This window comes from Mycolicibacter sinensis, from assembly GCF_001667945.1.
In the GTDB taxonomy this organism is placed as follows: domain Bacteria; phylum Actinomycetota; class Actinomycetes; order Mycobacteriales; family Mycobacteriaceae; genus Mycobacterium; species Mycobacterium sinense_B.
The window spans coordinates 1-26,390 of the sequence record NZ_LZJK01000097.1 but is presented as its reverse complement, the minus strand read 5'-3'; the positions used below and the strand labels follow the sequence as shown (position 1 = coordinate 26,390).

At 66.3% G+C, this 26,390-nt stretch carries 23 protein-coding genes and 1 tRNA gene; 16 read left to right on the top strand and 8 right to left on the bottom strand.

Going from position 1 to position 26,390, the window contains the following annotated elements; translation table 11 throughout:
- The first annotated feature begins 135 nt into the window (after positions 1 to 135).
- The 8 genes from A5694_RS13805 to A5694_RS13770 all read left to right on the top strand — a co-directional run bounded on the left by A5694_RS13805 (position 136) and on the right by A5694_RS13770 (position 9,821).
- Complete coding sequence (locus tag A5694_RS13805; RefSeq protein ID WP_064922397.1) at positions 136 to 1,311, top strand: flavin-containing monooxygenase; 1,176 nt, start codon at positions 136 to 138, stop codon at positions 1,309 to 1,311.
- A complete protein-coding gene (locus tag A5694_RS13800) occupies positions 1,292 to 2,632 on the top strand; it encodes an FAD-binding oxidoreductase (RefSeq protein WP_064922396.1) in 1,341 nt (446 codons plus the stop codon). The genes A5694_RS13805 and A5694_RS13800 overlap by 20 nt, the downstream gene beginning before the upstream one ends.
- 142 nt (positions 2,633 to 2,774) lie before the next feature.
- The gene (locus tag A5694_RS13795; RefSeq protein WP_064922395.1) at positions 2,775 to 4,529 is read left to right on the top strand and encodes a thiamine pyrophosphate-binding protein; all 1,755 of its coding nucleotides are present in this window, start codon (positions 2,775 to 2,777) and stop codon (positions 4,527 to 4,529) included.
- Positions 4,510 to 5,175 (top strand): hypothetical protein, encoded by a 666-nt coding sequence (locus tag A5694_RS13790; RefSeq protein WP_064922394.1) that lies wholly within the window; start codon positions 4,510 to 4,512, stop codon positions 5,173 to 5,175. The genes A5694_RS13795 and A5694_RS13790 overlap by 20 nt, the downstream gene beginning before the upstream one ends.
- A gap of 7 nt (positions 5,176 to 5,182) precedes the next feature.
- The gene (locus tag A5694_RS13785) at positions 5,183 to 6,202 is read left to right on the top strand and encodes a 3-oxoacyl-ACP synthase III family protein (protein ID WP_064922393.1); all 1,020 of its coding nucleotides are present in this window, start codon (positions 5,183 to 5,185) and stop codon (positions 6,200 to 6,202) included.
- Positions 6,202 to 7,269, top strand: a complete 1,068-nt coding sequence (locus A5694_RS13780; protein WP_064922392.1) for a pyridoxal phosphate-dependent aminotransferase — start codon at positions 6,202 to 6,204, stop codon at positions 7,267 to 7,269. Before A5694_RS13785 ends, A5694_RS13780 begins: the two co-directional genes overlap by 1 nt.
- A gap of 165 nt (positions 7,270 to 7,434) precedes the next feature.
- Positions 7,435 to 8,631 (top strand): FAD-dependent oxidoreductase, encoded by a 1,197-nt coding sequence (locus A5694_RS13775; RefSeq protein WP_234786373.1) that lies wholly within the window; start codon positions 7,435 to 7,437, stop codon positions 8,629 to 8,631.
- Entirely contained in the window at positions 8,628 to 9,821 is a 1,194-nt protein-coding gene (locus A5694_RS13770; RefSeq protein ID WP_082952662.1) for a methyltransferase, read from the top strand. Before A5694_RS13775 ends, A5694_RS13770 begins: the two co-directional genes overlap by 4 nt.
- Here A5694_RS13770 and A5694_RS13765 read toward each other — a convergent pair.
- Positions 9,811 to 10,104: a hypothetical protein gene (locus A5694_RS13765; RefSeq protein ID WP_064922391.1), complete on the bottom strand. Its 294-nt coding sequence runs from the start codon at positions 10,102 to 10,104 to the stop codon at positions 9,811 to 9,813. The two genes, A5694_RS13770 and A5694_RS13765, sit on opposite strands and share 11 nt — an antisense overlap.
- A gap of 124 nt (positions 10,105 to 10,228) precedes the next feature.
- Between A5694_RS13765 and A5694_RS13760 the strand changes: the two genes are divergently transcribed.
- From A5694_RS13760 to A5694_RS13750, 3 genes are read left to right on the top strand one after another with little or no spacing between them, the layout of a single operon-like run.
- Positions 10,229 to 11,242, top strand: coding sequence for a YncE family protein (locus tag A5694_RS13760; protein WP_419179722.1), 1,014 nt, complete (start codon positions 10,229 to 10,231; stop codon positions 11,240 to 11,242).
- Positions 11,239 to 11,496: a DUF5703 family protein gene (locus tag A5694_RS13755; RefSeq protein ID WP_064922390.1), complete on the top strand. Its 258-nt coding sequence runs from the start codon at positions 11,239 to 11,241 to the stop codon at positions 11,494 to 11,496. The genes A5694_RS13760 and A5694_RS13755 overlap by 4 nt, the downstream gene beginning before the upstream one ends.
- Before the next feature lie 4 nt (positions 11,497 to 11,500).
- Positions 11,501 to 12,568: a quinone-dependent dihydroorotate dehydrogenase gene (locus A5694_RS13750; RefSeq protein ID WP_064922389.1), complete on the top strand. Its 1,068-nt coding sequence runs from the start codon at positions 11,501 to 11,503 to the stop codon at positions 12,566 to 12,568.
- Between the two features lie 70 nt (positions 12,569 to 12,638).
- Here the strand turns inward: A5694_RS13750 and A5694_RS13745 are convergent, their stop codons facing one another.
- Both A5694_RS13745 and A5694_RS13740 read right to left on the bottom strand, forming a co-directional pair.
- The gene (locus A5694_RS13745; protein ID WP_064922388.1) at positions 12,639 to 13,169 is read right to left on the bottom strand and encodes a YbhB/YbcL family Raf kinase inhibitor-like protein; all 531 of its coding nucleotides are present in this window, start codon (positions 13,167 to 13,169) and stop codon (positions 12,639 to 12,641) included.
- Between the two features lie 24 nt (positions 13,170 to 13,193).
- On the bottom strand, positions 13,194 to 14,528 hold the full coding sequence (locus A5694_RS13740; protein WP_064922387.1) for a M20/M25/M40 family metallo-hydrolase: 1,335 nt from the start codon (positions 14,526 to 14,528) through the stop codon (positions 13,194 to 13,196).
- A 114-nt stretch (positions 14,529 to 14,642) separates the two neighbouring features.
- On the opposite strand from A5694_RS13740, the gene A5694_RS13735 reads away from it, so the two are divergent.
- Positions 14,643 to 14,728: transfer RNA gene (locus A5694_RS13735), tRNA-Leu, on the top strand.
- Here A5694_RS13735 and A5694_RS13730 read toward each other — a convergent pair.
- The 4 genes from A5694_RS13730 to A5694_RS13715 all read right to left on the bottom strand — a co-directional run bounded on the left by A5694_RS13730 (position 14,710) and on the right by A5694_RS13715 (position 19,966).
- On the bottom strand, positions 14,710 to 16,356 hold the full coding sequence (locus A5694_RS13730) for a recombinase family protein (RefSeq protein WP_082952661.1): 1,647 nt from the start codon (positions 16,354 to 16,356) through the stop codon (positions 14,710 to 14,712). The two genes, A5694_RS13735 and A5694_RS13730, sit on opposite strands and share 19 nt — an antisense overlap.
- A gap of 186 nt (positions 16,357 to 16,542) precedes the next feature.
- Positions 16,543 to 18,027, bottom strand: a complete 1,485-nt coding sequence (locus A5694_RS13725) for a replication initiator (protein WP_234787926.1) — start codon at positions 18,025 to 18,027, stop codon at positions 16,543 to 16,545.
- A gap of 86 nt (positions 18,028 to 18,113) precedes the next feature.
- Positions 18,114 to 19,526: an FtsK/SpoIIIE domain-containing protein gene (locus tag A5694_RS13720; protein ID WP_064922386.1), complete on the bottom strand. Its 1,413-nt coding sequence runs from the start codon at positions 19,524 to 19,526 to the stop codon at positions 18,114 to 18,116.
- A 101-nt stretch (positions 19,527 to 19,627) separates the two neighbouring features.
- Positions 19,628 to 19,966 (bottom strand): hypothetical protein, encoded by a 339-nt coding sequence (locus tag A5694_RS13715; RefSeq protein WP_064922385.1) that lies wholly within the window; start codon positions 19,964 to 19,966, stop codon positions 19,628 to 19,630.
- A 106-nt stretch (positions 19,967 to 20,072) separates the two neighbouring features.
- Here A5694_RS13715 and A5694_RS13710 point away from each other — a divergent pair, with 106 nt between their 5' ends.
- The 4 genes from A5694_RS13710 (at position 20,073) to A5694_RS13695 (ending at position 25,743) form a co-directional block, all read left to right on the top strand.
- Entirely contained in the window at positions 20,073 to 21,335 is a 1,263-nt protein-coding gene (locus A5694_RS13710) for a hypothetical protein (protein ID WP_234787925.1), read from the top strand.
- Positions 21,332 to 22,051 carry a creatininase family protein gene (locus tag A5694_RS13705; protein ID WP_064922384.1) on the top strand — a complete coding sequence of 240 codons (720 nt, stop codon included), beginning with the start codon at positions 21,332 to 21,334 and terminating at the stop codon, positions 22,049 to 22,051. Before A5694_RS13710 ends, A5694_RS13705 begins: the two co-directional genes overlap by 4 nt.
- 317 nt (positions 22,052 to 22,368) lie before the next feature.
- Positions 22,369 to 23,214 (top strand): hypothetical protein, encoded by an 846-nt coding sequence (locus A5694_RS13700; protein WP_064922383.1) that lies wholly within the window; start codon positions 22,369 to 22,371, stop codon positions 23,212 to 23,214.
- A 54-nt stretch (positions 23,215 to 23,268) separates the two neighbouring features.
- Positions 23,269 to 25,743: a hypothetical protein gene (locus A5694_RS13695; protein ID WP_131809583.1), complete on the top strand. Its 2,475-nt coding sequence runs from the start codon at positions 23,269 to 23,271 to the stop codon at positions 25,741 to 25,743.
- 177 nt (positions 25,744 to 25,920) lie between these two features.
- Here the strand turns inward: A5694_RS13695 and A5694_RS13690 are convergent.
- Positions 25,921 to 26,390: methyltransferase family protein (locus A5694_RS13690; protein WP_207516007.1), on the bottom strand; the 470-nt coding region annotated here is incomplete at its 5' end.

Sequence of the window (26,390 nt, the reverse complement as noted above, 5' to 3'; positions counted from 1 at the left end):
AGACCGTACCGTGCGGGTGTCGCGCCGGGAGGGTGCCGCGGGGCGAACGGATTGACCTGGGGCCCGCCCCCCGGCGGCTGAACTGCACGCGCTGCTGGTCCGTATCACCGGTGAGACGCTTGTTAGGAGTCGCCGATGAGCCCGCTGGCGCAGCATCGCCCCGACACCGTCGTCATCGGGGCCGGACCGGCCGGTCTCGCTGTCGCACGTCAGCTCGAGCACCGGCACGGCGTCAAGGCGCTCGTCGTCGAAAAAGCTGCAGCGCCGGCGATTTCGTGGCGCACACGCTATGACAACTTCCGCCTCAACACCACCGGATTCCTGTCGCATCTGCCCGGACAACGGATTCCGATGACGGCCGGTCGGTGGCCGACCCGGGAGGACATGGTCCGCTACTTCGACTGTTATGTGCGACAACAGCACATCACGCTGCAGCTCGGATGCGAGGTCACCCGCATCGACCGCACCGAAGGTGGCTGGCGAGTCGCCACGTCGTCGGGACACATCCGGGCACCGGCAATCGTCCTCGCCACCGGCAACTACCGCACACCGGCCATCCCGGCCTGGCCCGGCCTCAGCCGATTCAACGGCGAACTGGTTCACTCCGGCGCCTTCTGCAACGCGTGGCCGTTTCGTGGCCGCGATGTCCTGGTCGTCGGCGCCGGCAATTCGGCCGCCGACATCGCCGTCCAGCTCGCGAACGACGGTGCGCGCCAGGTCTGGCTGGCGGTGCGCACCCCGCCGCACCTGGTGCGCCGGTCTTTGGGGCCGTTTCCCGCAGACCTCTTCCTCGAGCTGTTCGCCCGGGTACCCGCGAGCAAGGTCGATCCTGTGATCGAGCGCGTCAACCGGCTGTTGTGGGGTGACCTGTCGGTCTATGGCTTCGGCCGGCCGCCGTTGGGCCTCAAGGCGACGGTCGAACAACGCGGTCGCATTCCTACCCTGGCCGATGAGCTCGTCGCCGCGGTGCGGGCCGGACGGATCGACGTCGTCGCCGCTGTCGAGGCGGTCGAATCCGACCGGGTGCTCCTGGCCGACGGCACCGCGGTGGCGGCGGAGGTGATCGTGGCCGCCACCGGGTTCAGCGTCGATCTAGACGGCGTGGTGGGGCATCTGGGAGTCCTCGACGAACACGGCAATCCGCGTGGCGGCTTCGCCTCCCACGTCGGCGACGGATTGTTCGCGATCGGCTACGGCATTCCGCCCAGCGGCCCGCTTCGCGCGATCCGCCGCAGCGCCACGCCTCTGGCCGGTCAGATCGCGGCCTATCTGAACGACCACGAGGATGTCGATGAGCTTGTTCACCGCTGAAAAGACCTTCCCCCGCGGCGCAGCCGGATACGAAGCGGCCCGTCGGGAAACAGTATGGAACGGCCTGGTGCCACAACGGTTTCCCGATGTGATTGTGCAGGCGCACAACGCCGACGACGTGGTCGCGGCGATCCACTACGCGCGCGCCAACGGCCATCGGGTCGGCATCTGTTCGGGCGGGCGCAGCTGGTCGGCCAGCCACCTGCGCGACGGCGGCATGCTGCTCGACGTCAGCCGCCTCGATCACTGCACCGTCGACACCGATCGGATGACCGCACGCGTCGGCCCGGGCAAGGCCGCCAGCGCCTTCGCGATCGACCTGGACTCCCACGGGCTGTTCTTCCCCGCAGGCCATTGCGACGGCATCCGCCTCGGCGGCTATCTCCTCCAAGGCGGATACGGCTGGAACGGCCCGGCGGTCGGACCGGCGTGCGAGAGCGTGCTTGGACTGGAGGTGGTCACCGCCGACGGCGAACACCGCTACTGCGACGCCGAGAACGACCCGGATCTGTATTGGGCCGCGCGGGGTTCGGGACCGGGATTCTTCGGGGTGGTCACCTCGTTCACATTGCTGTTGCGCCCGCGACCGCCGGTCTGGGGCACCTGCTTGTACGTGTACCCGATCGACGTCGCCGACGAGGTTTTCACCTGGGGACGCGCGATCAGTCCCGAGGTCGACGACCGCGTCGAACTGCAGATAGCCACCTGCCGCAGCTTTCCGGGGGCGGGACTCGACCACCCCGCCATCGCTGTCGCCGCGCCGGTCTTCGCCGATTCCGACGAGGAGGCGACGAAAGCCCTTGCCGTCCTAGGCACCTGCCCGGTTGCCGACCGGGCGATCATCAGCCTTCCCTATGCGCCGACAACCTTGGCCAACTGGTATGCCGCGGTGATGACCAACTACCCGCCGGGCCACCGCTACATCGCGGACGGCATGTTCACATCGGCGTCCGCCGAGGAACTCCTACCCGGCATCCGCAAGATCATCGAGACGATGCCACCGCACCCCTCCCAGTTCCTGTTCACAGGCTGGAAGACGTCGGAGGACCGCGCCGACATGGTGTACGGCCTGGAGGACGAGATCTACCTGGCGCTCTACACCGCCTGGAAGGATCCGGCCGACGACGAGCGGTACGGCGACTGGGCTCAGTCCAACATGGCCGCGATGTCGCACCTGGCCACCGGTATCGCCCTGGCCGACGAGAACCTCGGCCGGCGGCCGGCGAGATTCATCACCGACCCGAATCTGGCGCGGCTGGAAAAGGTGCGCGCGGCCTACGACCCGGAGGCGCGATTCCACAGCTGGATGGGCCACGGCTGAACCGGACGGGCGCCGCACTGCACGTGGTTTCCGCCCACGACGACGGAGTGTTGCTGCAGCGTTCACCATGAATTCCGCGCGAACGTGAACTGACGCCACGTGGGAGTCGTGTTACTGGCATCTTCACGAGTTAGGTAAGCAGATGGCCAGGCAGCACCGGGTGGTCGACCGCATTGTCGAACAACTCGCCGGCACCGGAGTCGACTACATCTTCGGTGTCGACGGTGCCAACATCGAAGACCTTTACGATGCAGCACATTTCCAGTCGGGTATCACCGCGATTCTGGCCAAGCACGAGTTCTCCGCGGCCACCATGGCCGACGGATACAGCCGCAGCGGTGCCGGACTGGGCGTGGTGGCGGCTACGTCGGGCGGCGGCGCACTGAACCTCGTTGCAGGTTTGGGGGAATCACTGGCCAGCCGGGTGCCGGTGTTGGCGTTGGTGGGACAAGCGGCGACCAGCATGGACGGCCGGGGCAGCTTTCAAGACACCAGTGGCCGCAACGGTGCGTTGAATGCCGAAGCGCTGTTCGCTGCGGTGTCGGTCTTCTGCCGGCGGGTATTGGCGCCGGCCGACATCGTTTCGGCATTACCGGACGCCATCGCGGCGGCACGTGCAGGTGGCCCAGCAGTACTGTTGTTGCCCAAGGACGTTCAGCAAGGACTCGTTCGGGTCGACGGTTACATCCGGCATCTCGGCCGCGAGATCGATCCGGCCGGTCCCCTGCTCGGCGACCCGCATCCGATCCTGCAGGCATTGCGCCGGGCCACCGGCCCGGTCACGATCATCGCCGGCGAACAGGTCGCACGCGATGACGCCCGCGAGGAACTCGAGGCGCTGCGTTTCCTGCTGCGCGCTCGCATAGCATGCGTCCCCGATGCCAAAGATGTAGCCGGAACACCAGGTTTCGGCTCATCGTCAGCGCTCGGTGTGACCGGTGTCATCGGCCATCCGGGTGTGGGCGAGGCGGTGGCGGCCAGCTCCCTGTGCCTCGTGGTCGGCACCCGACTCGGCGTGATGGCCCGTGCCGGGCTCGAGGATGCGCTCGCGATGGCGCCCACGATCTCGATCGGCTCTGCGCCGCCCTACCTACCATGCACGCACGTGCACACCGACAACCTGCGGGTGTCACTTTCCACTCTGACGCGCGCGCTGTCCGGAAAGGGGCGCCCCAGGGGTCTGCGTGTGCCCGACATGGTGTCAAGCACCGAGCTGCGGCCGCCGGCCTTCACCGGCCCGGGCGTACGCTATCGCGACGCCATGATCGCGCTCGACCGGGCGTTGCCCGCCGGCGTGGATATCGTCGTCGACGCCGGCAATACCGGCGCGGCCGCGGTTCATCACCTCCGGGTCAGGCGTGGCGGCCGGTTCGCCGTCGCACTCGGCATGGGCGGCATGGGTTACAGCTTCGGCGCGGGCATCGGCATGGCGTTCGGCCGGGTCCGGAGCGCCCGCGCGAAGCGCACCGTGGTGATCGCCGGCGACGGCGCGTTCTTCATGCACGGCATGGAGATCCACACCGCGGTGCACTATCGGCTGCCGATCACGTTCGTCTTGTTCAACAACAACGCCCACGCCATGTGCGTGACCCGCGAACAGCTCTTCTACGACGACCTGTACAGCTACAACCGGTTCGCCCCGAGTTTTCTCGGCGCCGGGTGCGCGGCCATGTTCCCCGGGCTGTCGTCGGTCGACGTCACCGACCCCGAGGAACTGCCCGCGGCGCTGGCACGGGCGATGGCGGTCGAGGGCCCGTCGGTGGTCAGCGTCGTGTGCGCAGCCGACGAAATACCTCCGTTCGCACCGTTTCTCACACAACGGCCCACCAAACACGGGCTCGATGACGAGATTTCAACACCGAAGGAGAACCCCACCGATGTCCCTGCCCGCGCTTGACGATATCCACATTCACAGCGGCACCGCCGAACCCATCGAGGGTTTGGTGCGCATCGAGACCGCACCTCTGGAAGAGACCGCTGCGTTCTTCCTGACGAAGCTGCGGTCGGTGTACCCGCACGACGACGTTTTCGGCCAGTACTGCACGGTCAACGACTACATCGACTGCCCGCCCGACGAGCTGTTCGACTACCTGTCCGACACCCGCAGCCTCGAGGAGTGGACCTACACCCTGCGCGACTTCACGCCGACAGATGAGCCCGAACTGTGGCTCGCCTATGACCGGTTGCTTCCGCAGACCAAGATTTACACCCGCACTCATGCCAACGCCGAGGCGCGCACCGTCGACTACCATTGCGCCTGGGATCAGGGCAAGCATCTGTGGATGATCTACCTGATGCGGGTCCTCGACGCGCAGCTGGTGCTGGACCGGCCCGGTTCTGTTGTGCTGTGGACCAATTGCCGCCACCCGTTTTATGACCACAACCCCTACCCGGAGGCGGCGCCGCCGGAGCGCACGGGCTGGGTCGGCGACTTCTGGGACATGTTCGGCGCCGGTCACGGGGTGGAGCTGAACAACCTCAAGACGATCGCCGAATACCGGCACCGCAACGGTCTGCCGATCACACCGAGCTGGATGAGATGAGACGGCCATGAACCAACCCGTGGTCAGCCTGACCGATGTTGCCTGCTACCTGCCGGGAAAACCTATCGGCGCTGACTATTACGCGCAGTTCGCCGAATCGGATGACTTGGCGGACAACCTGATGTTCCGCGCGCCCAAGTTCCGTCATCACGTCGCGCCCGGCGAGACCGCCATTGACATGGTCGAGCAAGCTGCTGCCGGGCTGGTGCAGCGGCACGGCCACGACGTCATCTCCAACGTCGATGTGCTGATCACCCACACCCAACTGCCGGACATGCCGTTCTACGGTTCGGGCGGCGGCATTGCCCACCGCCTTGGCATGCGACCGAGCTGGGTGCTCGACTTGCACAACGGCGGGTGCGCGGCATTCGTGTTGGCGCTCAAAGTGGCCCGTCAGCTGCTGGCCGCGGGCGAAGGGCGTACCGCGTTGATCGCCATCGCGCAGAACGCGGCGGGGCAGGTCTTCGACCAGCCCGGGGTGCGGCGCAAGGCGCAGGCATCGGTGCCAGGCGACGGCGCCGCGGTGGGATTGGTGACACTGTCCGACGAATCGCCAATCCTGGCTGTGGAATGCCGCACCTACGGCGAATACGCCAATGACATGACCTACACCACGGAACCGCCCCGCAAATGGTGGCAGCCCGGGCCCGGCGAGGGGTGTATCGGTTTCACAGAAACCAAGATCACCAAGGTGCTGGCCCGCGGCAACCGTGAGGTTCCCGAGGTGGCGCTGGCGGTGTGTGATCGAATCGGCATGTCGCCCAGGGACGTCGGGCTGCTTGTGACGAACCAGCCGAACCGGGTGTTCCTGCGCAACTGGCGCGAAGCGCTCGAAGTCCCCGATTCAGCGCATCGCGATACCTTCGATGAGTGCGGCAACCTGTTCGGTGCCGGAATCCCGATCAACCTGGATCGTGCGATATCCGACGGCCAGACCAAGGCCGGCGACATCGTGCTGATGGCGGCCTTCGCGCACGCCGGTGACTTCGCCGGCGCGGCGGCCCTCCGCTGGGGCGGACGCGGCTGATGCCGTCGCTGGCGCAGGCGAGCCGCGCCGCCGTGGACGCTCTCGGGGCGCTGCCGAACGCGATTGACCCGTTCGCGTTGTCGCTCAACGAGAACCCGTTTCCGCCGTTGCCGGCGGTGCGCGCCGCCTTGATCCACGCGGTGGACGCGGCCAACCGCTATCCGGAGTTCCTGCCCGAATCGATGCGCACGATGATCGCGCGACACATCGGGGTTGGCGCCGAACAGGTCGTCCTTGGGGCGGGCGCGACGGGGGTGGTGATGCAGGTCCTGCAGGCGGTGACCGAGCCCGGTGACCGGATCGTGCTGGCCTCACCGACCTTCGACGGCTACCCGATCTTCGCCCGGATTGCCCGCCTGGCCCCGGTCAGCGTCCCGCTCGACGAGCGTGGCCACCACGACTTCGCGGCGATGGCGCAGGCCGCGGCGGGCGCACGGGTGGTCGTCGTGTGCCGGCCGCACAATCCGACCGGAACGCTGGAGTCCATCGCCGACGTCGAGCGGTTCATGACTCGGATCCCGGCCGACACCATAGTGCTGCTCGACGAGGCCTACATCGAGTTCGTCGCACCCGACTACCGCATCGACTGCCCTGATCTGGTGCGGCACTTTCCGAATGTCGTGGTGCTGCGGACATTCTCGAAGGCCTACGGGCTCGCCGGGCTGCGTATCGGATATGGCTTCGGGTCGCCGCAGCTGACCGAGACCCTGTGGTCCATGCAGTTGCCGTTCGGAATGGACATCACCAGCGCGGTCGCGGTGGCGGCTTCGTACAACGCCGAAGAACAGCTGCAGCAACGTATTTCCCGAATCGTCAGCGAACGCGATTACCTGCGCCGGCGCCTGTCGACGATGGGTGTCTACAGCACCGACTCCCACGCGAATTTCGTGTACCTGCCGCCGGCGAGCCGGCCGTGGCGGGAGGTCTTCACCGGGCTCCTGGTCCGCCACTACGCCGACGGCGGCGTGCGGATCACCGTCGGCGGCCGCGTGGCCACCCAGGCGGTGCTGCACGCGGTGAACGACTCGTCGGCTTGTTGCGTGTCAGGAATAGGAGGTGTGAGATGAATCCAGTATTGATGGCCCTGCTGTCGATAGCCATGCCGATAGCCGGCGCCGGCCTGGTGAATCTACAAGCACGACTTGAGCGTTGGGCCTATGAGCAGCACGCCGAGGACTAGGGCCCGGCATCTGACGCTGGTAGCGGCCGCGTCTTCACGTCTTCGAGTCCTGGTGGTCGGAGCCGGTGTAGGCGGGATCTCAATCGCCCGCGGACTATTGCGCGACGGCCATGATGTCACCGTCTTCGAGCAGCGGCCGGATATCACCGCAGGAGGCGGCGCCGTGACCATCTGGTCCAACGGCGCGGCAGTTCTGGGTCAGTTGGGCGTCGACATGTACGGGGCTGGACAACTGCTGTCCAGCGTGCGGGTCATGACGGCCACGGGCCGCCGGGTCGCCACCATCGACCTGACCGCGGTGGTGGACCGGCTGGGCGCACCGGTGCGGATGGTCCCACGCACAGTCCTGCTGCAACGACTGCTGGACGGCTTTCCGGCCGACCGCATCCGGTGCAGCACCCGAGTTGTCGGCGCGGTCGCCACGCCCGACGGAGTGCGGGTCGAATTCGCAGACGGCAGCTTCGCCGAAGGTGATCTACTGATCGGGGCCGATGGTCTGCACTCGATCGTTCGCGAGATCGTCGGCGCGCCACGGGCGAAGCCGACCGGCTGGTGCAGCTGGCAGGGACTGGTCACCATGGCGGGCCTGGCCGACCAGCACACCGCGCTGATGATGATCGGCGAGCGCGGAAACCTTGGCTTGTGGCCGGCCGGAGGCTCGGATCTGCAGTGGTGGTTCGATTTGCCCTGGTCGTCGGAGTTCGTCAGGCCGATACGCCCGCTCGAGATGATCCGGTCCGAATTCACCGGGTGGTCCGAGGCGGTCGACCGGGTCCTGGCGACGTTGAGCGACGCGGATCTGGCCCGCTCGCCTTTCCCACATTTTCGGCATCCGATCCCCCGCCCGGGCCGGGGCGCGCTCACGTTGCTCGGCGACGCCGCACATACGATGCCGCCCACCCTTGCGCAGGGGACCAATCAGGCGCTACTCGACACGATGGTGTTGCGCAAGGCGATCTCGGATCTCCGGAACGCAAGCAACGGCGTCGACCGTGACCTGGCGAGCGCGCTGCGCTGGTACGAAAACACCCGGCGGCACAAGGTCCAGGCGGTGTCGTGGGTGACCACGCAGCAGGTGTCGCGCAGTGAGTCCATGCTGAAGCCGGCGGGGTTGATCTCGGACCGGTTGCAGACCCGGGCGCTGACGATGTTCCTGCGCGCGGTGAGCCACCACCGGATGTCCGCGCAGATCAGCTCCGAGCTCGCCATCTCGGCGAGCGCCGCCGCCTTGCCGGCGATGCGACGATGACCGTCAAAGTGCCACCGGCCACGCTGGCCCGCGTCGTCGAGCGGATGCGCCACCACCTCTACCGCTTCCATCAACGGCTGATGCCGGCGCCGGCCGCCGTGTTGGAGATGATCATGGCCGCCTGGACGTCGCAGGCGATCACCGCGGTCGCCGAACTCGGTGTCGCCGATGCGCTGGCCGACAGACCGCTGGCGATCGACGAATTGGCGGACCGGGTCGGCGCCGATGCCGATGCGCTGGGCCGGCTGCTGCGGGCGTTGGTCGGCCGGGGCGTCTTCGGTCGTCGCCGCGACGGCCGCTTCCAGCTCAACCACCTGGCCGACACGCTGCGTTCGGACGCGCCGGTGTCGATGGCTGCCGCGGCCCGCTTCTACGGTTCGCGGGAGCAGCGTGAACGCTGGACCCTGCTGGTGGATTCGGTACGAACCGGGCATACCGTGGTCCCGGGGTTGCGCGGCGTCGCGAGCTTCGACTACTTCGCCGATCAGCCCGAGCTCGCCGACCTCTTCAACCAGACGATGACGAGCATCTCGCAATTGACGACGGCGCCGGTGGTGGCCGGCTACGACTTCAGCGCCTATCCCACGATCGTCGACGTCGGTGGCGGGCACGGCCCACTGCTTGCTGCGATCCTGGCGGCAGCGCCGGCGTCGCAGGGCGTCCTGTATGACCTGCCGCGAGTGGTCGCGGGCGCCCCGAATCTGTTGCGCGAGCGCCGCGTCGCCGACCGGGTGCGGATCGCGGAGGGATCGTTTTTCGACAGCGTCCCGGACGGTGGTGACGCCTATGTCCTCAAGAACATCCTGCACGACTGGACCGACGAGAAGGCGGTGCAGATCCTGCGTAACGTTCGGGCGGCGGCCGGCCCCTCGGCCACGGTGTTGGTGATCGAATTGGTCATTCCCCAGCACGACCGCGACTTCCCGGGAAAATGGGCGGACCTGGAGATGCTGCTGAACCTGGGTTCGCGCGAACGCACCGCGGCCGAATACCGCGGCCTGCTCGGCCAAGCCGGATTTCAGATGATGCGTGTGGTGCAGACCGCCTCACCGCTGAGTGTGGTGGAGGCCCGTGCCGCGGGCCCGAATCCACCAACGGTTCGCCTTCAGCAGGGACAGCAGCCGGCCGACCACCCGCCCGGGACGTCACCGCGCCCCCGTCGCCGGGCGGCTAGCTCTGCTAGCGAGTGAGCTCGGCCACCAGGTCACGGACGGCGGCGGTCAGGCTGCGCTCGTCGACGAGGTCAATGTCGAACAGGCTCCGGCTCGCCGTGGCGACCACGTCCTCCTCGTGCGGCACCGGGCACTCCAGCTGGGGCCGGTAGATGTCGACCACCAGCTGCTGCTGCTCGACGCGGAAGGAGAAGCTGCGGCCGTCACCGACCTCGCCGAACCCGCTCGCGAACGCGCCGGTCCAGATCTCCTCGAGGAAAAATTCCGAACATGCCAGTTGCCAGTCTTCGGCCACAGTCATGGCCGCGACATTACACCTAAGCGAACTTATTGTTACCGGGACATGCCGATTCGGTGTCGGCGGCGTCCTTAGAATCGGGGTTCGCCCCGTATTCACCGATCGCGAAGAGCCGGAAGAGCCGCCTGTGCCCAAGCACCCCGCCCTGCTGTTATCGCTGCTGCTGCTCACGGCATGCTCGTCCAACCCCGTCACCGCGCCGCCGCCGACGATCCCGGCGGCTCAGCCCGCCGTCTCCCCCGCGGTATCGGCGCGCCCGGCCGGCGTGGTGCAGCCGTTGAGCGGCCGGGGCAGCGGCGCGGTGTTCGACGCCGCCACCGGGCTGCTGGTGGTGCTGTGTCCCGGCGCCGACGCGCAGGCCCCCGCCACCGTCGAACTGGTCGGCGCGCCCGGGAAGGCTCCCACCGCCCTGACGCTGCCGGGCCCGGCGACCGCGGTGACCGGTGACGGCACCGGCGTGGCCTACCTGGCCGGCCGCGGCGGCTACTTCACCGTCGACCTGGCCACCCGGCGCATCGACCGAATCACCGTCGACGATGCCGCCGAGGCCGACTTCACCGCGATCGCACGGCGCAGCGACGGCACCATGGTGTTGGGCACCGCCGACGGCGCCGTCCACACTCTCGCCGCCGACGGCACCCGGACAGCCGAACGCGCGAAGATCTTCGCCCGCGTCGACGGGCTCGTCGCGCAGGGCAACACCTCCGTCGTGCTGGACCGCGGCCAGACATCGGTGACCACCATCGGTCCCGACGGCAAGCCGCAGTACGCGCTACGCGCCGGGCAAGGCGCGACGACGCTGGCGGCCGCGCCGCACGGGCCGGTGCTCGCCGCGGACACCCGCGGCGGCCAATTGCTGGTCTACGGCACCGACCCGCTGATACTGCGGCAGGCCTACCCGGTGCCGCAGGCCCCCTACGGGGTGGCCGGCTCCGGGGGGTTCGCGTGGGTGTCGCAGACCGCGACGAACACCGTGGTCGGTTACGATCTGACCACCGGAATCCCCGTGGAGAAGGTTCGATACCCGACCGTGCAGCAACCCGACACCCTGGCCTTCGACGATGCGTCGGACACCTTGTACGTGGTGTCGGGCGCCGGAGCCGGGGTCCAGGTCATCGAGCACGCGGCGAGGCAACGTTGACGGGCGTGCGGCGGGGCCGGTTGCCGGCGGGCTGGGACGCCGACTTGTCCGACGAATACGAGTGGATCCCGCTGCGGCTGCCGCCGGAGGTCACCCGGATCGGGGCGTCGACCCGGTTGTCGATCGAGGCTGAATACCGCGGCTGGGAGCTGACCCGGGTGCGCTTGTACACCGACGGAAGCAGGCGGGTGTTGTTGCGCCGCAGGAAATCCCAATTGAACGCTGTCGGCGCAGTCGATCAGCCGGGGTTGTAGGCCGATGGGTCTCTACGGCGCGCTGCGCCGGGTGTTCTTCATGGTGCCGGCCGAACGCATTCATACCGTGGTGTTCGCGGGGCTTCGCGGCGCCACCGCACCGCCGCCGGTACGCCGGGTGCTGGCGCGCCGGCTGGCGCCGCATGACCCGGTGCTGGCCAGCACCGTGTTCGGGGTGCACTTCCCCGGCCCGCTCGGACTGGCTGCCGGCTTCGACAAGGACGGTGTCGGGCTGAAGACCTGGGGCGCGTTGGGTTTCGGGTACGCCGAGGTGGGCACCGTGACCGCCGCCCCGCAGCCGGGCAACCCTGCGCCGCGGCTGTTCCGGCTCCCCGAAGACCGCGCGCTGCTGAACCGGATGGGGTTCAACAACCACGGCGCCGGGGCGCTGGCCGCCCGGCTGGCCCGCGATCACGCCGACGTGCCGATCGGGGTCAACATCGGCAAGACCAAGACCACCCCGGCCGAGGAGGCGGTCGCCGACTACCGCGCCAGCGCCCGCCTGCTCGCGCCGCTGGCCGCCTATCTGGTGGTCAACGTCAGCTCACCCAACACCCCGGGGCTGCGTGATCTGCAGGCCGTCGAAGCGCTGCTGCCCATCCTGGCCGCGGTGCGCGCCGAGAGCACCTGCCCGGTGCTGGTGAAGATCGCGCCGGATCTGGCCGACGACGACCTGGACGCCGTCGCGGACCTCTGCGTGGAGCTGGGCCTGGCCGGCATCGTGGCCACCAACACCACCGTGTCCCGCGGCGGGCTGGCCACCCCGGGGGTGGCCGAGCTCGGGCCGGGCGGCATCTCCGGTCCGCCGGTGGCCCGTCGGTCCGTTGAGGTACTGCGCCGGTTGTACGCCCGGGTCGGTGACCGGCTGGTGCTGATCAGCGTGGGCGGCATCGAGACCGCCGACGACGCCTGGGAGCGCATCACCGCCGGCGCCTCGCTGCTGCAGGGCTACACCGGGTTCATCTACGGCGGGGGCCTGTGGGCCCGCGACATCCACGACGGCCTGGCCCGGCGGTTGCACGAGGGCGGGTTCGCGTCACTCTCCGAAGCCGTCGGAAGCGCCGCCCGCTAGCACCCGAGGCGGAATCCCACGACGCCCCTCCGGCGTGTCGCGTCGTGAGATTCCAAGTCGCGGGGATCGGCTACTGCTGCTCGTAGGTGCCGACGATCACCGCACGCGCGATGGCCTGCATGAACAGGTTGAACCCCAGATAGGCCGGGCTGGCGTCCTCGGCCAGGTCCAGCTTCTCGACCTTCACCGCGTGCACCGCGATGTAGTAGCGGTGCGGGCCGTGCCCGGCCGGCGGCGCGGCACCCACGTAGCGGCGCAACCCGGCGTCGTTGACCAGGGTCAGCGCATCACCGGGCAGCAGGCTGCCGTCGCCGACGCCCTCGGGCAGCTCGGTGCAGGTGGCCGGCAGATTGGCCACCGCCCAGTGCCAGAACCCGGATGCGGTGGGCGCATCGGGGTCGTAGACGGTGACCGCGAAGCTGCGGGTCTCCTCCGGGAAGCCCGACCAGCTCAGCTGCGGGCTGGCGTCCTCTCCCCCGGCGCCCATGATGCCGCTGACCTGCGCGGTGGCCAGCGGTTGACCGTCGGTGACCGACGAGGAGGTCAGCGTGAACGTCGGCAGCTTGGGCAGGGCGGCGTAGGGATCGGGGGCGGCACTCATGGGTGTGGTCCTCTCGTCGGGGTGTTAACAGTGTGTCAGGAAGTGTTCGAGTACCCGGGTACCGAACGTCAGGGCGTCGACCGGAACCCGTTCGTCGACCCCGTGGAACAGCGCGGAGAAGTCCAGATCCGGCGGCAGGCGTAGCGGAGCGAACCCGAAGCATCGAATACCCAACTGCGCGAAGGCTTTTGCGTCCGTTCCCCCGGACAGCATGTAGGGCACGGTGCGTGCGTCGGGATCGCAGGCCAGCAGCGCGGCGTTCATCGCCTCCACCAGGTCACCGTCGAAGGTGGTCTCGACCGGCGGCAGGTTGGTGACCCATTCCCGGGTCACGTCCGGGCCGATCAGTGTGTCGACCTCGGCTTCGAAGGCCGCCTGGCGCCCCGGCAGCACCCGGCAGTCCAGCACCGCCTCCGCCGTCGCCGGGATGACGTTGGCCTTGTAGCCGGCCTGCAGCATGGTCGGGGTGGCGGTGTCACGCAGGGTGGCGTTGACGATCCGGGCGATCGGTCCGAGCTTTTCGATCATGCCTTCCAGGTCCGGCGAGTCGACGTCGATGGCGTGTCCGGTCTCCTCGCTGACCGCGGCCAGGAACTGCGTCACCGCGTCGGTGAGCACCAGCGGGAACCGGTGCCGGCCCAGTCGTGCCACCGCCTCGGCCACGGTGGTGACGGCGTTGTCGTCGTTGACCATCGAGCCGTGCCCGGCGCGGCCGGTGGCCCGCAGCCGCATCCAGCACAGCCCCTTCTCCGCGGTCTCGATCAGATACAGCCGGCGCTCGCCACCGTCGCGGCGCGGGACGGTCAGCGAGAAACCACCGACCTCACCGATCGCTTCGGTGACGCCGGAGAACAGGTCCGGCCGGTTCTGCACCAGCCAGTGCGCCCCGTACTTGCCGCCGGCCTCCTCGTCGGCCAGGAACGCGAACACCAGATCGCGCGGAGGCACGATTCCCGCGCGGGCCAACTTCCTGGCCACCGCGATCATCATGCCGACCATGTCCTTCATGTCGACCGCGCCGCGGCCCCACACGTAGCCATCGGTGACCGCCCCGGAGAACGGGTGCACGCTCCACTCGCTGGCCTCGGCGGGCACCACGTCGAGGTGGCCGTGGATCAGCAGGGCCCCGCGGGCCGGGTCGCTGCCTGGAAGGCGGGCGAAGACGTTGCCGCGGCCCGGTGCGCCGGACTCGACGTACTCGGTCTGATAGCCAGCCTCCTGCAGCTGGGCGGCCACCCAGCGGGCGCACTCGGCTTCGCCCTTGGTGGTGGCCGGCTCACCGGTGTTGGAGGTGTCGAACCGGATGAGCGTGCTGACGAGATCAACGACTTCGTCGGCAGGATCGGGGCAAACCGTCACAGTTACCTTTCCTACCACTTCGTCGCGGCCCGCCTTGGGATGGCGCCACGTGGGCTGGGTTGGGTCTGGCGAGCGGCATCCGTTAGCCTTAGCTGCCCGGGCTGAACCGGGTTGGTCCGAGTGGCGGAATGGCAGACGCGCTAGCTTGAGGTGCTAGTGCCCTATTAATGGGCGTGGGGGTTCAAGTCCCCCCTCGGACACATCCGGCGACACGACTTAGGTCGGCCGTCGCCTTGACCTGACGCAGGTAGGGATCGTAATCAAGACGCAGGCCCAGGCTCGCGTACACCTGAGCACGTTCGGCCCCGGTTGCTTCACCGAGCACCGCTGCCAGCCCGCCCAACTCCTGCACCAACTCGCTGATCTGTGTAGCCGACATGGCGCGGGGTCGCTCGGCTCGTTCCAGGCGGGCCTTCAGTTCGTCGCGCTCGGCGGTACGACGACGCAATGCATCGGCGAGGTCCTCGACGGCCACACCGGACTCCACTGCGGCAATCAAAGCGGCAACCTTGCTGTTCGCTTCGCTGAGCTGCCGCAGCAAGGCGGCATAGCCAGCGCCGGCCGCCGGGTCTAACTCCTGACCGCGCGCCAGGTCCTCCGGATCGGCCAGGCTGGCGATCCATTCGTCGAGTCGAGGGGTCACCGCGTCCTCACGTAGGTAGACCGTGCGCGGGTGATCAGTCAGTTCCACAGGTACAGAACGCGATTTACCTAGCTCACACCGGTAGAGGATGCGGGTTGCTCGTTTGCCGCCGCGGGCGGCGCCCTGCATCCGCCGTCCACACACGGCGCAGTACAGCATCCCGCGAAGGACGTAGGGCACCGTTGATTCTCTGCTGCACACCAGACCGGGACCACGGCGCGCCCGGGTCCGAAGACGAACAGCCTGTGCCAGTTCCTCGGTAATCAGCGCTTCGTGCGTGCGGCGGTCCGGTACGACCCAGTTCGCCTGATCGCGCCGCCGCATACGCGTCTCATACCCGGCAGCGACATCGTCGGGGTTGACCAGAACCTCGTATTTCTCCTGCTTGCCCCACACGCGCACACCGAGGTATGTCGGATTGTCGAGGATGGCGCGGATGGCCGAATGCGACCACCCTCGCGGGTCACGGTGACGATTGCGTGCCGGGTCATATTGGCTCGGTGACGACACACCATCGTCGGTGAGTCGTTGCGCGATGTAGCGCAGGCCCGCTCCGTCGGCGTACATGCGGTAGATCCGCTCAACAACCGGCGCCGTCGCGGGGTCCGGTTCAAGACGGTGAAGCCGCTGTCCAAGACTTGCCTTGGCAGGGTTCGGATGCGGGCCGGCATCGGCGAGCCGGTAACCGTACGGCGGTCGACCACCGAGATATCTGGTCGTGTCCTGCGCCAGTGCCGACATCGCGGCACGCACGCGCATCTGGATTCGAGCGCGCTCGCCCTTACTCATGCCACCGAAAAGCGTCATCACCAGGTCGTGCGCCTCTGAGCCGGGATCGACCGCGCCACCTACCTCGGGCACCCACAGGCCAACTCCGTAGTGCGTGAGCACGGGGAAGGTGAGGGCGAACTGCGGGCCGTAGAACGCACGGGCGGGCTCCCCGATCACGACGGCATCGAAGATACGGTCACGAGCGGCAACATCGACCAGCAGCCGTGATGCCTCTGGCCTGCGCTTCCACGGCAGCGAGCGACTCTGTCCCACATCGAAGTAATCAGTGACAAGGACCCCGCCGTGCGGCGTGATCAGGTCCATGGCACGCCGCTTCTGCCAGCTGCGGCTCACCTCCGGGTCTTGAGCGTCTTCCGTGCTCACTCGGCCGTAGAAGGCGAATCTCAGGCTCACGCTGCTCCCCTGTCTGATCCGAGCATCCGGTCCCGCACGGCCATTATGACGCGTACCAGCGCGCGGTTGGCCTCATGCGGGAGGCGGTAGCTCTCTGGTACGACAATTTCAACACCTCCCTCTGACATCGTCGGCGCATCGACGCGATCGTTGCACCGGGAGCGAGGATGTGCTGTTTGGGAACCGTCAGCCATCGTGTCCCCCTGGCGGATCTCCGTGTTGCTCGCGGGCTTGGCGACGGGCTTCCACCAGTCCGATGCGCCGGGTATGGATACGTTGGAGGGCCGCCGAGTAGACGAGGGTGCGCTCCCCCGCACTGGTATGTCCGACGTGGTCGAACTTCCAGAGCACGTCGTCAGCATCCAGGTTGGCCGACGCCCCCGTTATTTGGAAGTCACGCTCGATTGACCACGTATCACCTTGATGTTCAATAGGTTTGGCATATTTACTGCGTGTCCAGGTCGCACGCGCGGAGCGCAGGGCGCCCATGGTGGTCGAGTAGTGCCGCGATTTGGTGGTGATGTGCCCGCGGTATCCCAGCGTGTGCAGCCATCGCCCAATTCCGGCCATCGACTCAACACGTTCGGCGAGTTCGGCGATAGTGGTCAAGATCGCCCGGACGTGTTCGGTGACGTCGAGCCCGGCGATCGCTTCCGTCGAGAGTCGCCGGGCGGTGATACCGAAGTCCTGCAGGGATTTGGTCACGTATTTGGCGAGGTATGCCGCAACCCGGCGCGGCGACAAGCGAGCTGTCAGCCCGGTATCGACCGGTTCTGCCATTGCTTCACCGCTGAGTGGCTGGGCGTCGATCTGGGTGCCGAACCGCAGCTCGCGTACGTCGCCATCGAGAGCGAGAACGTCAACACGGACCTGGCGCGCAGCACCCTGAATCAGGGCGGCCAGCTCGCCGGCCGTGATCGGCGACGCCCAGCCGCTGCTCCCGGTATCCGAACGGGACTCCCCACCGCCACAGGTGGCGGCGGGGCCGTAATGATTCTGGTCACTCTGGGTGGTGGGTGCTGACGGTGGGTCGAGGCGGATCAGGGCGTGGATGTGCGGGACGGCGCGGGCTTGCAGTTCGACGACCTTGACGAAACTCACCCGTACCGAGCCCCGGTCCATCCCACGTGCTCGCAACTGTGCTGCTACAGCGCGCCGCAATGCGATGGTGAAACGGCGCCACAGCTCGGGCAGATGCCAGGTAAACAGAACATGCCCGAAGTAGTCGTAGCACTGGCCGCACAACGGCTGTCCCACTATCGGATCGCCCACGGAATGGGTTACGTTGCACTGCAGTGGATTCCGATGAATACAACGACTTCCTGGACTCGTCGATGTGGGGTGGCAACGCGCGCCGGTGGCGTTGTGCACCGTGCCGTAGCTGGGTGCGGTCAAGGTGGCGAACACCTGTGGGCGAGCAGCGACCTCGGCGGGCATGTTGTGGTGACCGCCGGCCGCACCGGCGTGCACCAGCTGCCAGGTGTCACGGGCGTACAGATCCGAGCATGACGGGCAAACGGTGGCTCGGCGGTTGTTGCAGCGCGTCCACACCACCTGCCGACGCCCAATAGAGCCTGCGCCGACCAGCTGGATCGGGCGAGCACAGAATCCCACCGATTCCACCCGCCGCCACCACGTTTCGAACCCCGGTGAGGATGCGCGCCGAACCATCTGGGTGATCACCGGTTCGGGGTCGGTGGTGGTGGGCAGGCCCGGCAACGTGATCACCGGGCCGCCCACCACGTCGGCGGGAGCACTCACTGCGGTTCCCGGCCCTGCGAATGCTCACCGCCCGTGCGCGGTGCCCGAAAGGTGCGGGCCAAGCTGGCGATGTCGCGGTCAGTGACGTGAAACGCACGCACCCGTACCGGCTCAGCGGTGCCGTCGATCATCACGTAGCCGACTCCTGGGGTGGAATCAGCGATCAGATCGCATTCGGCACCAGCATCACGAGCACCCTGGCCGAGCACCATCGTGGTCTGGGTGGCCTCAGTCATGCGCAACCCGATCCGCACCGTGAACAACTGCCGCACCGGCAGGGTGTCTTTGGCCGGGTCCTGCACCGCCGCCACCACCGAAATCCCGACTGCACGGCCCTGCGACAACAAGAGCCCCAGCAGGTGCTCGATCTCGGTGCGCAGTTTGCGGTCGGTGACATAGGCGGTCAGCGCGGCGATTTCGTCAACGATCAACACGATCAGCGGGTCAGACGGTGTGGGAGTGTGTAGACGGGTATGGCCACGTAGCCGGTTGGCGCGGATGTGCATCAGCTCCACCAGCTCACCGAGCAGCTGCGCGGTGGGTTGGCCGGTGTCGGGGCAGAACCGGGTAAACAGCGGCGCGCCAGCACCGAGTTCCATGCCGCCTTTGGGATCGATCACCCACAGCCGCACCCGCCCGGTTTTCACCTGGGGTGCTAGTCCGGCGATCAGCGACCACAGCACCGAACCCTTGCCCGCTCCAGTGGCGCCGGCGACCAGCAGGTGCTGCCCCAGCACGGGCAGGTGCCACCAGGTGCGCGATTCGGTGATCCCGACTCGCACCGCGGCCAGATCGACCCGGGCCTCAAGTATCGGTATGGGCAGCGCGATCGGTTGGCCGAGCACATCACCGCGACCAATGATGATCCGCACCTGCCCCGGCGCGCTGGCGCGGATTGTCAATCGCTCGGCCCGCCACGCCGCCGCCAAGCCCGGGGCGCGCTTTTGCCAGTCGCTGATCGACTGGCCGGTCACGACCTGCACGGTCAGGGTGTCAGCGTGATGGCCGATGCGCGCCGAGTTCACGACCGGCACCAGGGTGCGTGGCCCGAGTGTGGCGGTCAACCCGTGGAGAGCACAGACTGATTCCCAACTGCGGTGATAACGCCACCACGCCAGGAAGCGCTGCCGCAGCGGGGCGCTCACCCACCGAGTGAATGATGCCGGTTCCAGCACAGCCCAGCCGATATATGCCGCGACCGCCGCTAGAGCAATCCCTAACCCGGCGCGAGCGCCGTGGCCGACACCGACCCAGATCGCCGCGACGGCGGGGATGCTCAGGGCGGGGAACAGGATCGCCCACCACAGTAACTGTCCGGTGGCTTTGACTCCGGCCCAGATCAGCTCGCTTATCCAGTCATCGTCTGATTGATTAGTGTTGTGGTTCTTACGGTTTGGGGTGTTCGACATGAGCGTCCTGCTTTCACGCACTGTGGATGGATACTCGGCGGGAAAGCGGCCCGGGAGCCACACGTACGCGTTGTCGTCGAGGCTGCCGGGCCACAGTCCACTTAGCGGGCCTGCTGGCTGGTCTTGACGCCCGCGCCGGGCTCGGTAGCAGTGATCGATTCGGCGCGGTACGCGATGCCGGAGCGACCCTCCTGCGACCACGGCAACGCCACCAGACCCGTCACCGCGACCGGCTGTCCGACCGTGAGCTTCGGCTCCCCGACCACGGTGACGGCGAGCACCTCGCCGCCGGTGGCGTCCAGGGCGATCAACTGCACCTGCCACAACGCTTGACCAGTTGCCTTATCGATGCGTGGCGTCCCGGTGTCGAAATTGGTGCGCTGCTCCGGAATCCGGGTGCACAGGAACGTCACCTCGGTCGTATCGATTTTCAGTTTCATCGGTGTGCTGTCCTTCCTCGTTATTGTCACGCGGGTGTGTTTTTCCGCGACTCAAGGACAGCGCGACCGCCGTTGCCGCCGGAAGTGACAGGCAGTGAGAGCACTGATGACCGCAAACGCGCAAAGCCAGCTGACCTGCGCCGATGTATGCGGCATGATCGAAGCCATGGCCGCAGCCGACCCGATCCGGGAGCGCAACGCACAGCGGTTGCGCGCTGCGATGAAGCGGTACGGTTACAGCCTTCGCGAACTGGCGATCGAGACCGAGAATGTTCGTCGGCTGCGTGGGGACGACGACATCCCTTCGCACGACAACCTCAAGCGCCAGATTTCCCACTTTTTAGCCACCGGCAAGATCGGTGCGATCTGGCGTCAGGACCTCGCCGCGGTATTTGGTGCCGAACCCGGTGAGTTCTTCAGCGTGCCGATCGAGACCGAATTGCCGCATCCGTTATTGCTGCGACTTCCCGTCGACGGCGGTGTCCTCGACACCATCCAGACTCAGCAGCAAGCTCATATCCGCGCTGAGCACACCTTCGGCCCGCAGCATGCCCGCCCGCTGGTGGAATCCGATCTGGTGACGATCGAATCCCTCATCGCCCATGCGCCTTCGCAACTCAAAGCGCAAATGCGGCGTGCTGCGGGGACCATTGCCGAGGTCGCCGGGTGGATCGCCCAGGATGTCGGCGATCACGACGCCGCAGAAAAACTGACCAACACCGCCGCCTTGCACCTACGAACGGCCGGCCCAGAACTCAACGCGATGATCCTGATGCGCCAATCCAACATTCTCGCCCGCAGCGATCCCAACCTCGCCGCTGCCCTGTCCGCTGATGCCGCCGAACTGATTGACGGGCGCAATGTGGGTCGTCTGGCCGCCAGCATCGCCCGCCAACAAGCACTCGCGGAGCTGGCCAATGGCAATGAACGAGGATTCCACCGCCACGCCGCCGCAGCCCTCGAACTTGGTGATCTTGAACCCCACCCAAACGATAATGCGATCTACGCGCACGGCGCCTACGTCGCCAGCGAGATCGCTGCCGGCTACCTGCGCATCGGCCACCTAGACAAGGCCGTCACCCTACTTGTCCGACACCATCACGTCTGGACATCGCACCAGCACCGCGATCAGACCGTGGCCGACATGCGGCTCCTGCACGCCTACATCGCGACCGGCGAATACCAGCAAGCACTGACACTGACCGACACAGCAATCCCGGGCTACCTATCTGCACCCTCACAGCGCGCTCGATTGCACCTCGCCAGGGCAGGCAGAATCGTCCGGGATCGCCGACGATCCAACAAGAACCCGATCCTGCAACAACTCGCCGGCCGCATCAAAAACGCCACCCAAGGAGTCACCCCATGAGCCGCCGAGTCATTCCCGACACCACCAGCACAGACCCCTCCACTGCCCGCGCTATCGCGGTGCTTCCGGTCGGTTCATTCGAGCAACACGGCCCCTACCTCCCGCTGGGCACCGACACGCTGATCGCCAGTGCCATCGCATCATCAATCACAATTCACCACAGCGCATTCCAGCTACCACCGGTCACATTCGGCTGCTCCCACGAACACGCCGCCTACCCCGGCACTGTGAGCATCAGCGCCACCACCCTCGTCGCGATCGTCACTGACATCGTCGAATCGCTGGCCCAGCAAAACACCGCCGGCTTGATCGTCGTCAACGGCCACGGCGGCAACGCTGTGCTCACCAACATCGTCCAGCAAGCCAACCATCCCAAAACCCCCATCAAGATCGGCCTCTACCCCAGCCGCGAAGACTGGACCGAAGCGCGCGCCGCCGCCGGAATCCGCACCAGCAACCACGACGACATGCATGCCGGCGAACTCGAAACCTCCATCCTGCTCGCCGCCTACCCCGACTATCTACGCGACGGCTGGCAGACCAGCGACCACACCGCCAACGACCGCCGCTACCTCACCACCCTCGGCATCCACGCCTACACACCCACCGGCGTCGTCGGCTACCCATCACAAGCCACCGAAACCAAAGGCAACCAAGCCCTCGACCACCTCGGCCGCAACGCAGCCACGCTGATCGGACTCCTCACCCGTCAATAAGCCAAGCAGCCGGGCGGGGCGGCTACCGTCCGCTGGCGCTCCCGTCCGCCGCCCCGCACCACCCGGCTCCTGGACCGGTGACGCCCTCCGACAACCACCGCGGACCAACCTGTGAGAACTTTCTTTACTGGTATCGAGACGGGTTTCTCGCAGATCGGAAAGGGCAGGACTTGATGTCGGACACGTCACGCTCACCACATCACAACAGGGCCGACTGGTCATGGCTCTACCACGTAGGCGTGCACCAGGGATCCATTGACTTCCGACCCGAGCTTGACGAACTCGGCATCGACGAAGTCCGTAGAATCTGCGATCGCATGTGGATCTACAGCCGCGCCGACTTCGAACCTGACGTCTCCATCAAACGCGCTACCAGCCAGTGGCGCGAAACATGCGCGCTAGCAGGTTCCATCGCCGAATCGCTCATGCTCAGCGCAGCAACCTATGTCGAAGCAGTCTGGCATAGCAGAGCGATCGCCGCCGGAACTGAACCAGACGGCATGGCCATCGCCCAGAGATACCTGGCGGACCACGCAGTAGAAAGTGCGGTCAGCGTCGGGCATCGCCTCATCAACTTCGTGGTCCGGGTCGCCCGAACCGTCCCCACAACCCGCGACCAGTTAGGTGAGATCGACCGCTTCAAGAGCCTCGGACCAAGCTATGCACCCTTCGAAACCAACGACCACGACGCATGGCTACCGCTGTCAGAGAAGATGATCAACGCACTCGGCAACGCGATTCCCTCCCGTCACCAGGCCTCTCTAGACGCGCTCGATGACCTACTCCACTCACCGCCATGGAAGTCCGCCTTCACGATCCGCGCCGAGAACTTTCACCGCTGGCGCAAAGAACACGAATCAGTCATCGGCGTTGACCAGAACTCCGGACCCGGCCGCGACGTATACAACGACGATGGATCGCACATCGGATCAGCAATCACCGCCCATTCGACTCCGCATACCATCAGCGACGGCTTGACCGAGCGCACCACCGAGGTCGCTGGCGATGCAGTGCGGACGATCGGGAACGCCGTCGAAGCGGTCCTCAACGACACACTCAACGCTCTACCCCACATCACACCCACCAGCTACACATTCGAAATCGCTCACGACGGCAAATCTCGCAACATCTGGCCTATAGGGCGGCCCGGCACTTCAGAGTGACCAATCTCGACATAGGGTTCACACCGTGACGCGTCAAACCCAGTGTTCCAGAGGTTGATCATGCACGATTTATGGCCGCTGTTAACCAGTGAGCCCCTCGACGGAGACACCGTGATTCTTCGTCAACTGCGGCCAGCTGGCTGCGCAGTGACCGTCGATCGCAACGATTTCGCGTCCGCCACCGGCGCGGTCATCGAGTTATGCAACTCTTGGGCTGGCAGCGCTATGCCACTCATCCCCGTGACACCCCGGGCGCCCATCGACACCAGGTGGCAGCGAACGCTGCTACAGAGCAGCATCGACGGGATCGTTAGGACGGACCTAGTCGATCAAGAGGAACGAGACAAGTACAGCGACATTGATGGTGGACACTACCAACAGCTACTGCTGCGCATCCTGGTCGATCTCGATGGTCCCAAACCCACGGTGCAGACATGCCGCGGCGTACCCACCGATCATCCGTGGTACCTCGCCTACTTAGCCCTTTTCGGCGACCTACCCGCCGGCCCGGACGCAATGAACAAGTGGAACGACCTGCCGGAGAATCTGACCTACCGGGACGTCGCGAACATCCGGGGCGTTGAAACCGAAATCGGCACCCAAGGACTTGTTGCCCTCAGCCGCAGCGGTGCCGTCTCAGCGGTCGACCTGACGCGGTCCAGACTCAGGATCGGAGTACCCGCCGCCACCAATCGCGGACTGTTCCCAGAGTCGTCGCGGTTCGCCTGGGACGACGACCGAACCTCGCGCCGCTACGGCGCCAACATCATCGTCGTCTACCGGCCAGGCAGTGTCGAGGATCTCGCGCTCATTTGGAACTTGCGAGCCCGATTCGCACATCCCAACGGCCTGCCGCTGGCCGTCCCGCTGACCGACAACATCGACCAGGATCTAGCCAAGCTGAGCTTCTCAGGAGTCGATCATTATTTCGGCGGCAGCCACGATGTTGCCCTGACATCGTTGTCCCTCACCCCCGCTGATCTCGAGCCAATCGCGAGGCCCCATCGGATCGATGTCGTCGACCCCTGGGCACTCCTCGGACCAATCGGCGGATATTGCATAGCATCAACGGAAACCGCGCATTTCACCGCCGGCTCGGCGACGATCCCATGTTTCACTGCGACCGACACAGACGCGCTGGGATCGTCGATTCTTGGCCACCACAAGGGCACCTGGATGAAACTGAAAACAACGGTCGCTGACAATCCGCTGCCCCCGAGTCGCACAATGCGTCGGCCGTACTACTACGGCGAACGCAGATATCTCGACGGCTCAATCACCAAGGGCGGAGCGCTCAACGAAACAACAACCATCCACCAGCCGGCCGGCATGGAAGTACTCACAGCACTTGCCGTCGACGCCGAACTCACAGCTACCGAGAGCGTTCCAGGGAGAGCAGCCGAACAAGTCATCCGAGCCGCCACCAATAAACTGTCAATGCTCGCCGCTCCCGGAGTCATCGACGCGATTACCGAACTGACCCGCGGCCGTCACGTCAGCTTGGTCAAACGACGCCTCAACCAATTTCTGGACCAGACCGATCTTGACGACTCCACCGATCGCTACCAGATGCTGCTTGACCGACTAGATAAAGGAGTCGGCGCCGCAGACGCCGAAGAGGCCGGCTACCTAACTTTCAACCAACTCAAAGTGCTGCTGGGCACATCACGCACCGGCACCCAGCGATGGCTCCACTGGGCCACCACCAGCGGACTAGTTCTTCGAGGCGTGGAAGCCAAATGCGACCGCTGCGCCCATAAACAATGGCGACCACTCATCGAAATCGTCCCCACACTGATCTGCCATGGCTGCGCCAAGCCCATCGACAACCCACACGGCTTCAACCACATCGAGTATCGATACCGCGCCAGCGAATCACTCCTCCGCGCGATGAGCCACGACGTCCTACCGTGCATCCTGTCAATCCGCTACATCGCATCGGCGATGGGAGGCCGACGCGGTATGGTCTTCGGCGCATACCCGGGTATCGAATTCCGCCAACAAGGACTGACTGAAGTCAACGCCGAGGTTGACGTCCTCGTCGTCCTACGCACCGGGGGCCTCATCCTTGGTGAATGCAAAACCAATGCACGCGGCCTGACCAGCGGGGAACTCGACAAACTATGGAAGGCGGCAGACCAAGTCGGTGCTCGGGCAACCTTTGCCGCAACCCTGGATCAAGCGAGCGACTGCGGACCGCTTTGGCGCGCAACGACCGCACCCAACGGACGGCCACACTTCGCACTGACCGCTGAACACCTCTACGACCTCCACCTGATGGGGCCAACCGACAACGAAGACCTATTCGACTGGCGCAATAGTTATCCCACACCGCCGGGAACACACGAACCACCGCAACGAGCGCAACTCGACAAGACATTCAGCGACTACCTCGAAGGAACTGCCACCGATTACCACCAGATCCACCGTGCACCATGGATGAACCCCGACTTCACCGACCCCACACGCATACCCGAAACAACTGATCTATCACAACCCACGGCGACGACCGTCGACACGTCGGAGTGATTTGACCACTACGACGCCAGGGTTAATCTGGTCGGCGTGTTTCGGCGCCGAAAGAACGGACGTTGATTGACGGCTGATGCTGGGGCAGCTAGGCAACGCCGCGAGCACTACAAGAGATCCGCCCGCGGTGAGCACCACCATTGGTGCCCCCGGCTCCAGCTGCTGTGGGGTCGCGCGTCATCCGACCCGACCAATTCCAGGTACGAAGCGGCCTACAGTGCGGAGGTAGCCAAGGTAGGTGTCGCCATGGGTGCGCAATAGGTACGGCTCTTCGACGACACGGACTTGTAGTTCGATCGTTGCCAGCAGGACCCAGAATGCGATGAGCGCCAGTGGGTTGGGCGCCATGAGAGTGATGCCGGCGGCGAAGATCAGCATGGCGGCGAAGATGGGGTTACGTACATATGCGAATGCGCCGCGGCGCACCAAGGTGGTGCTTTCGCTGGAATCAACGCCAATGCGCCAGGATGCGCCCATGTCGCGCTGTCCGTAGAGGGTGGCGACAATGCCGGCAACGGCGAGGACGGCGCCCGTCCCGCTGATCCACGGCGTGTCCAGTGCCTGGATCGGGGACAGCGCGCCAGTGACTTGCACCAGGGGCCCGGCGATGCCGGTGATCATGGCGACGACGAATCCGACACCCGCCA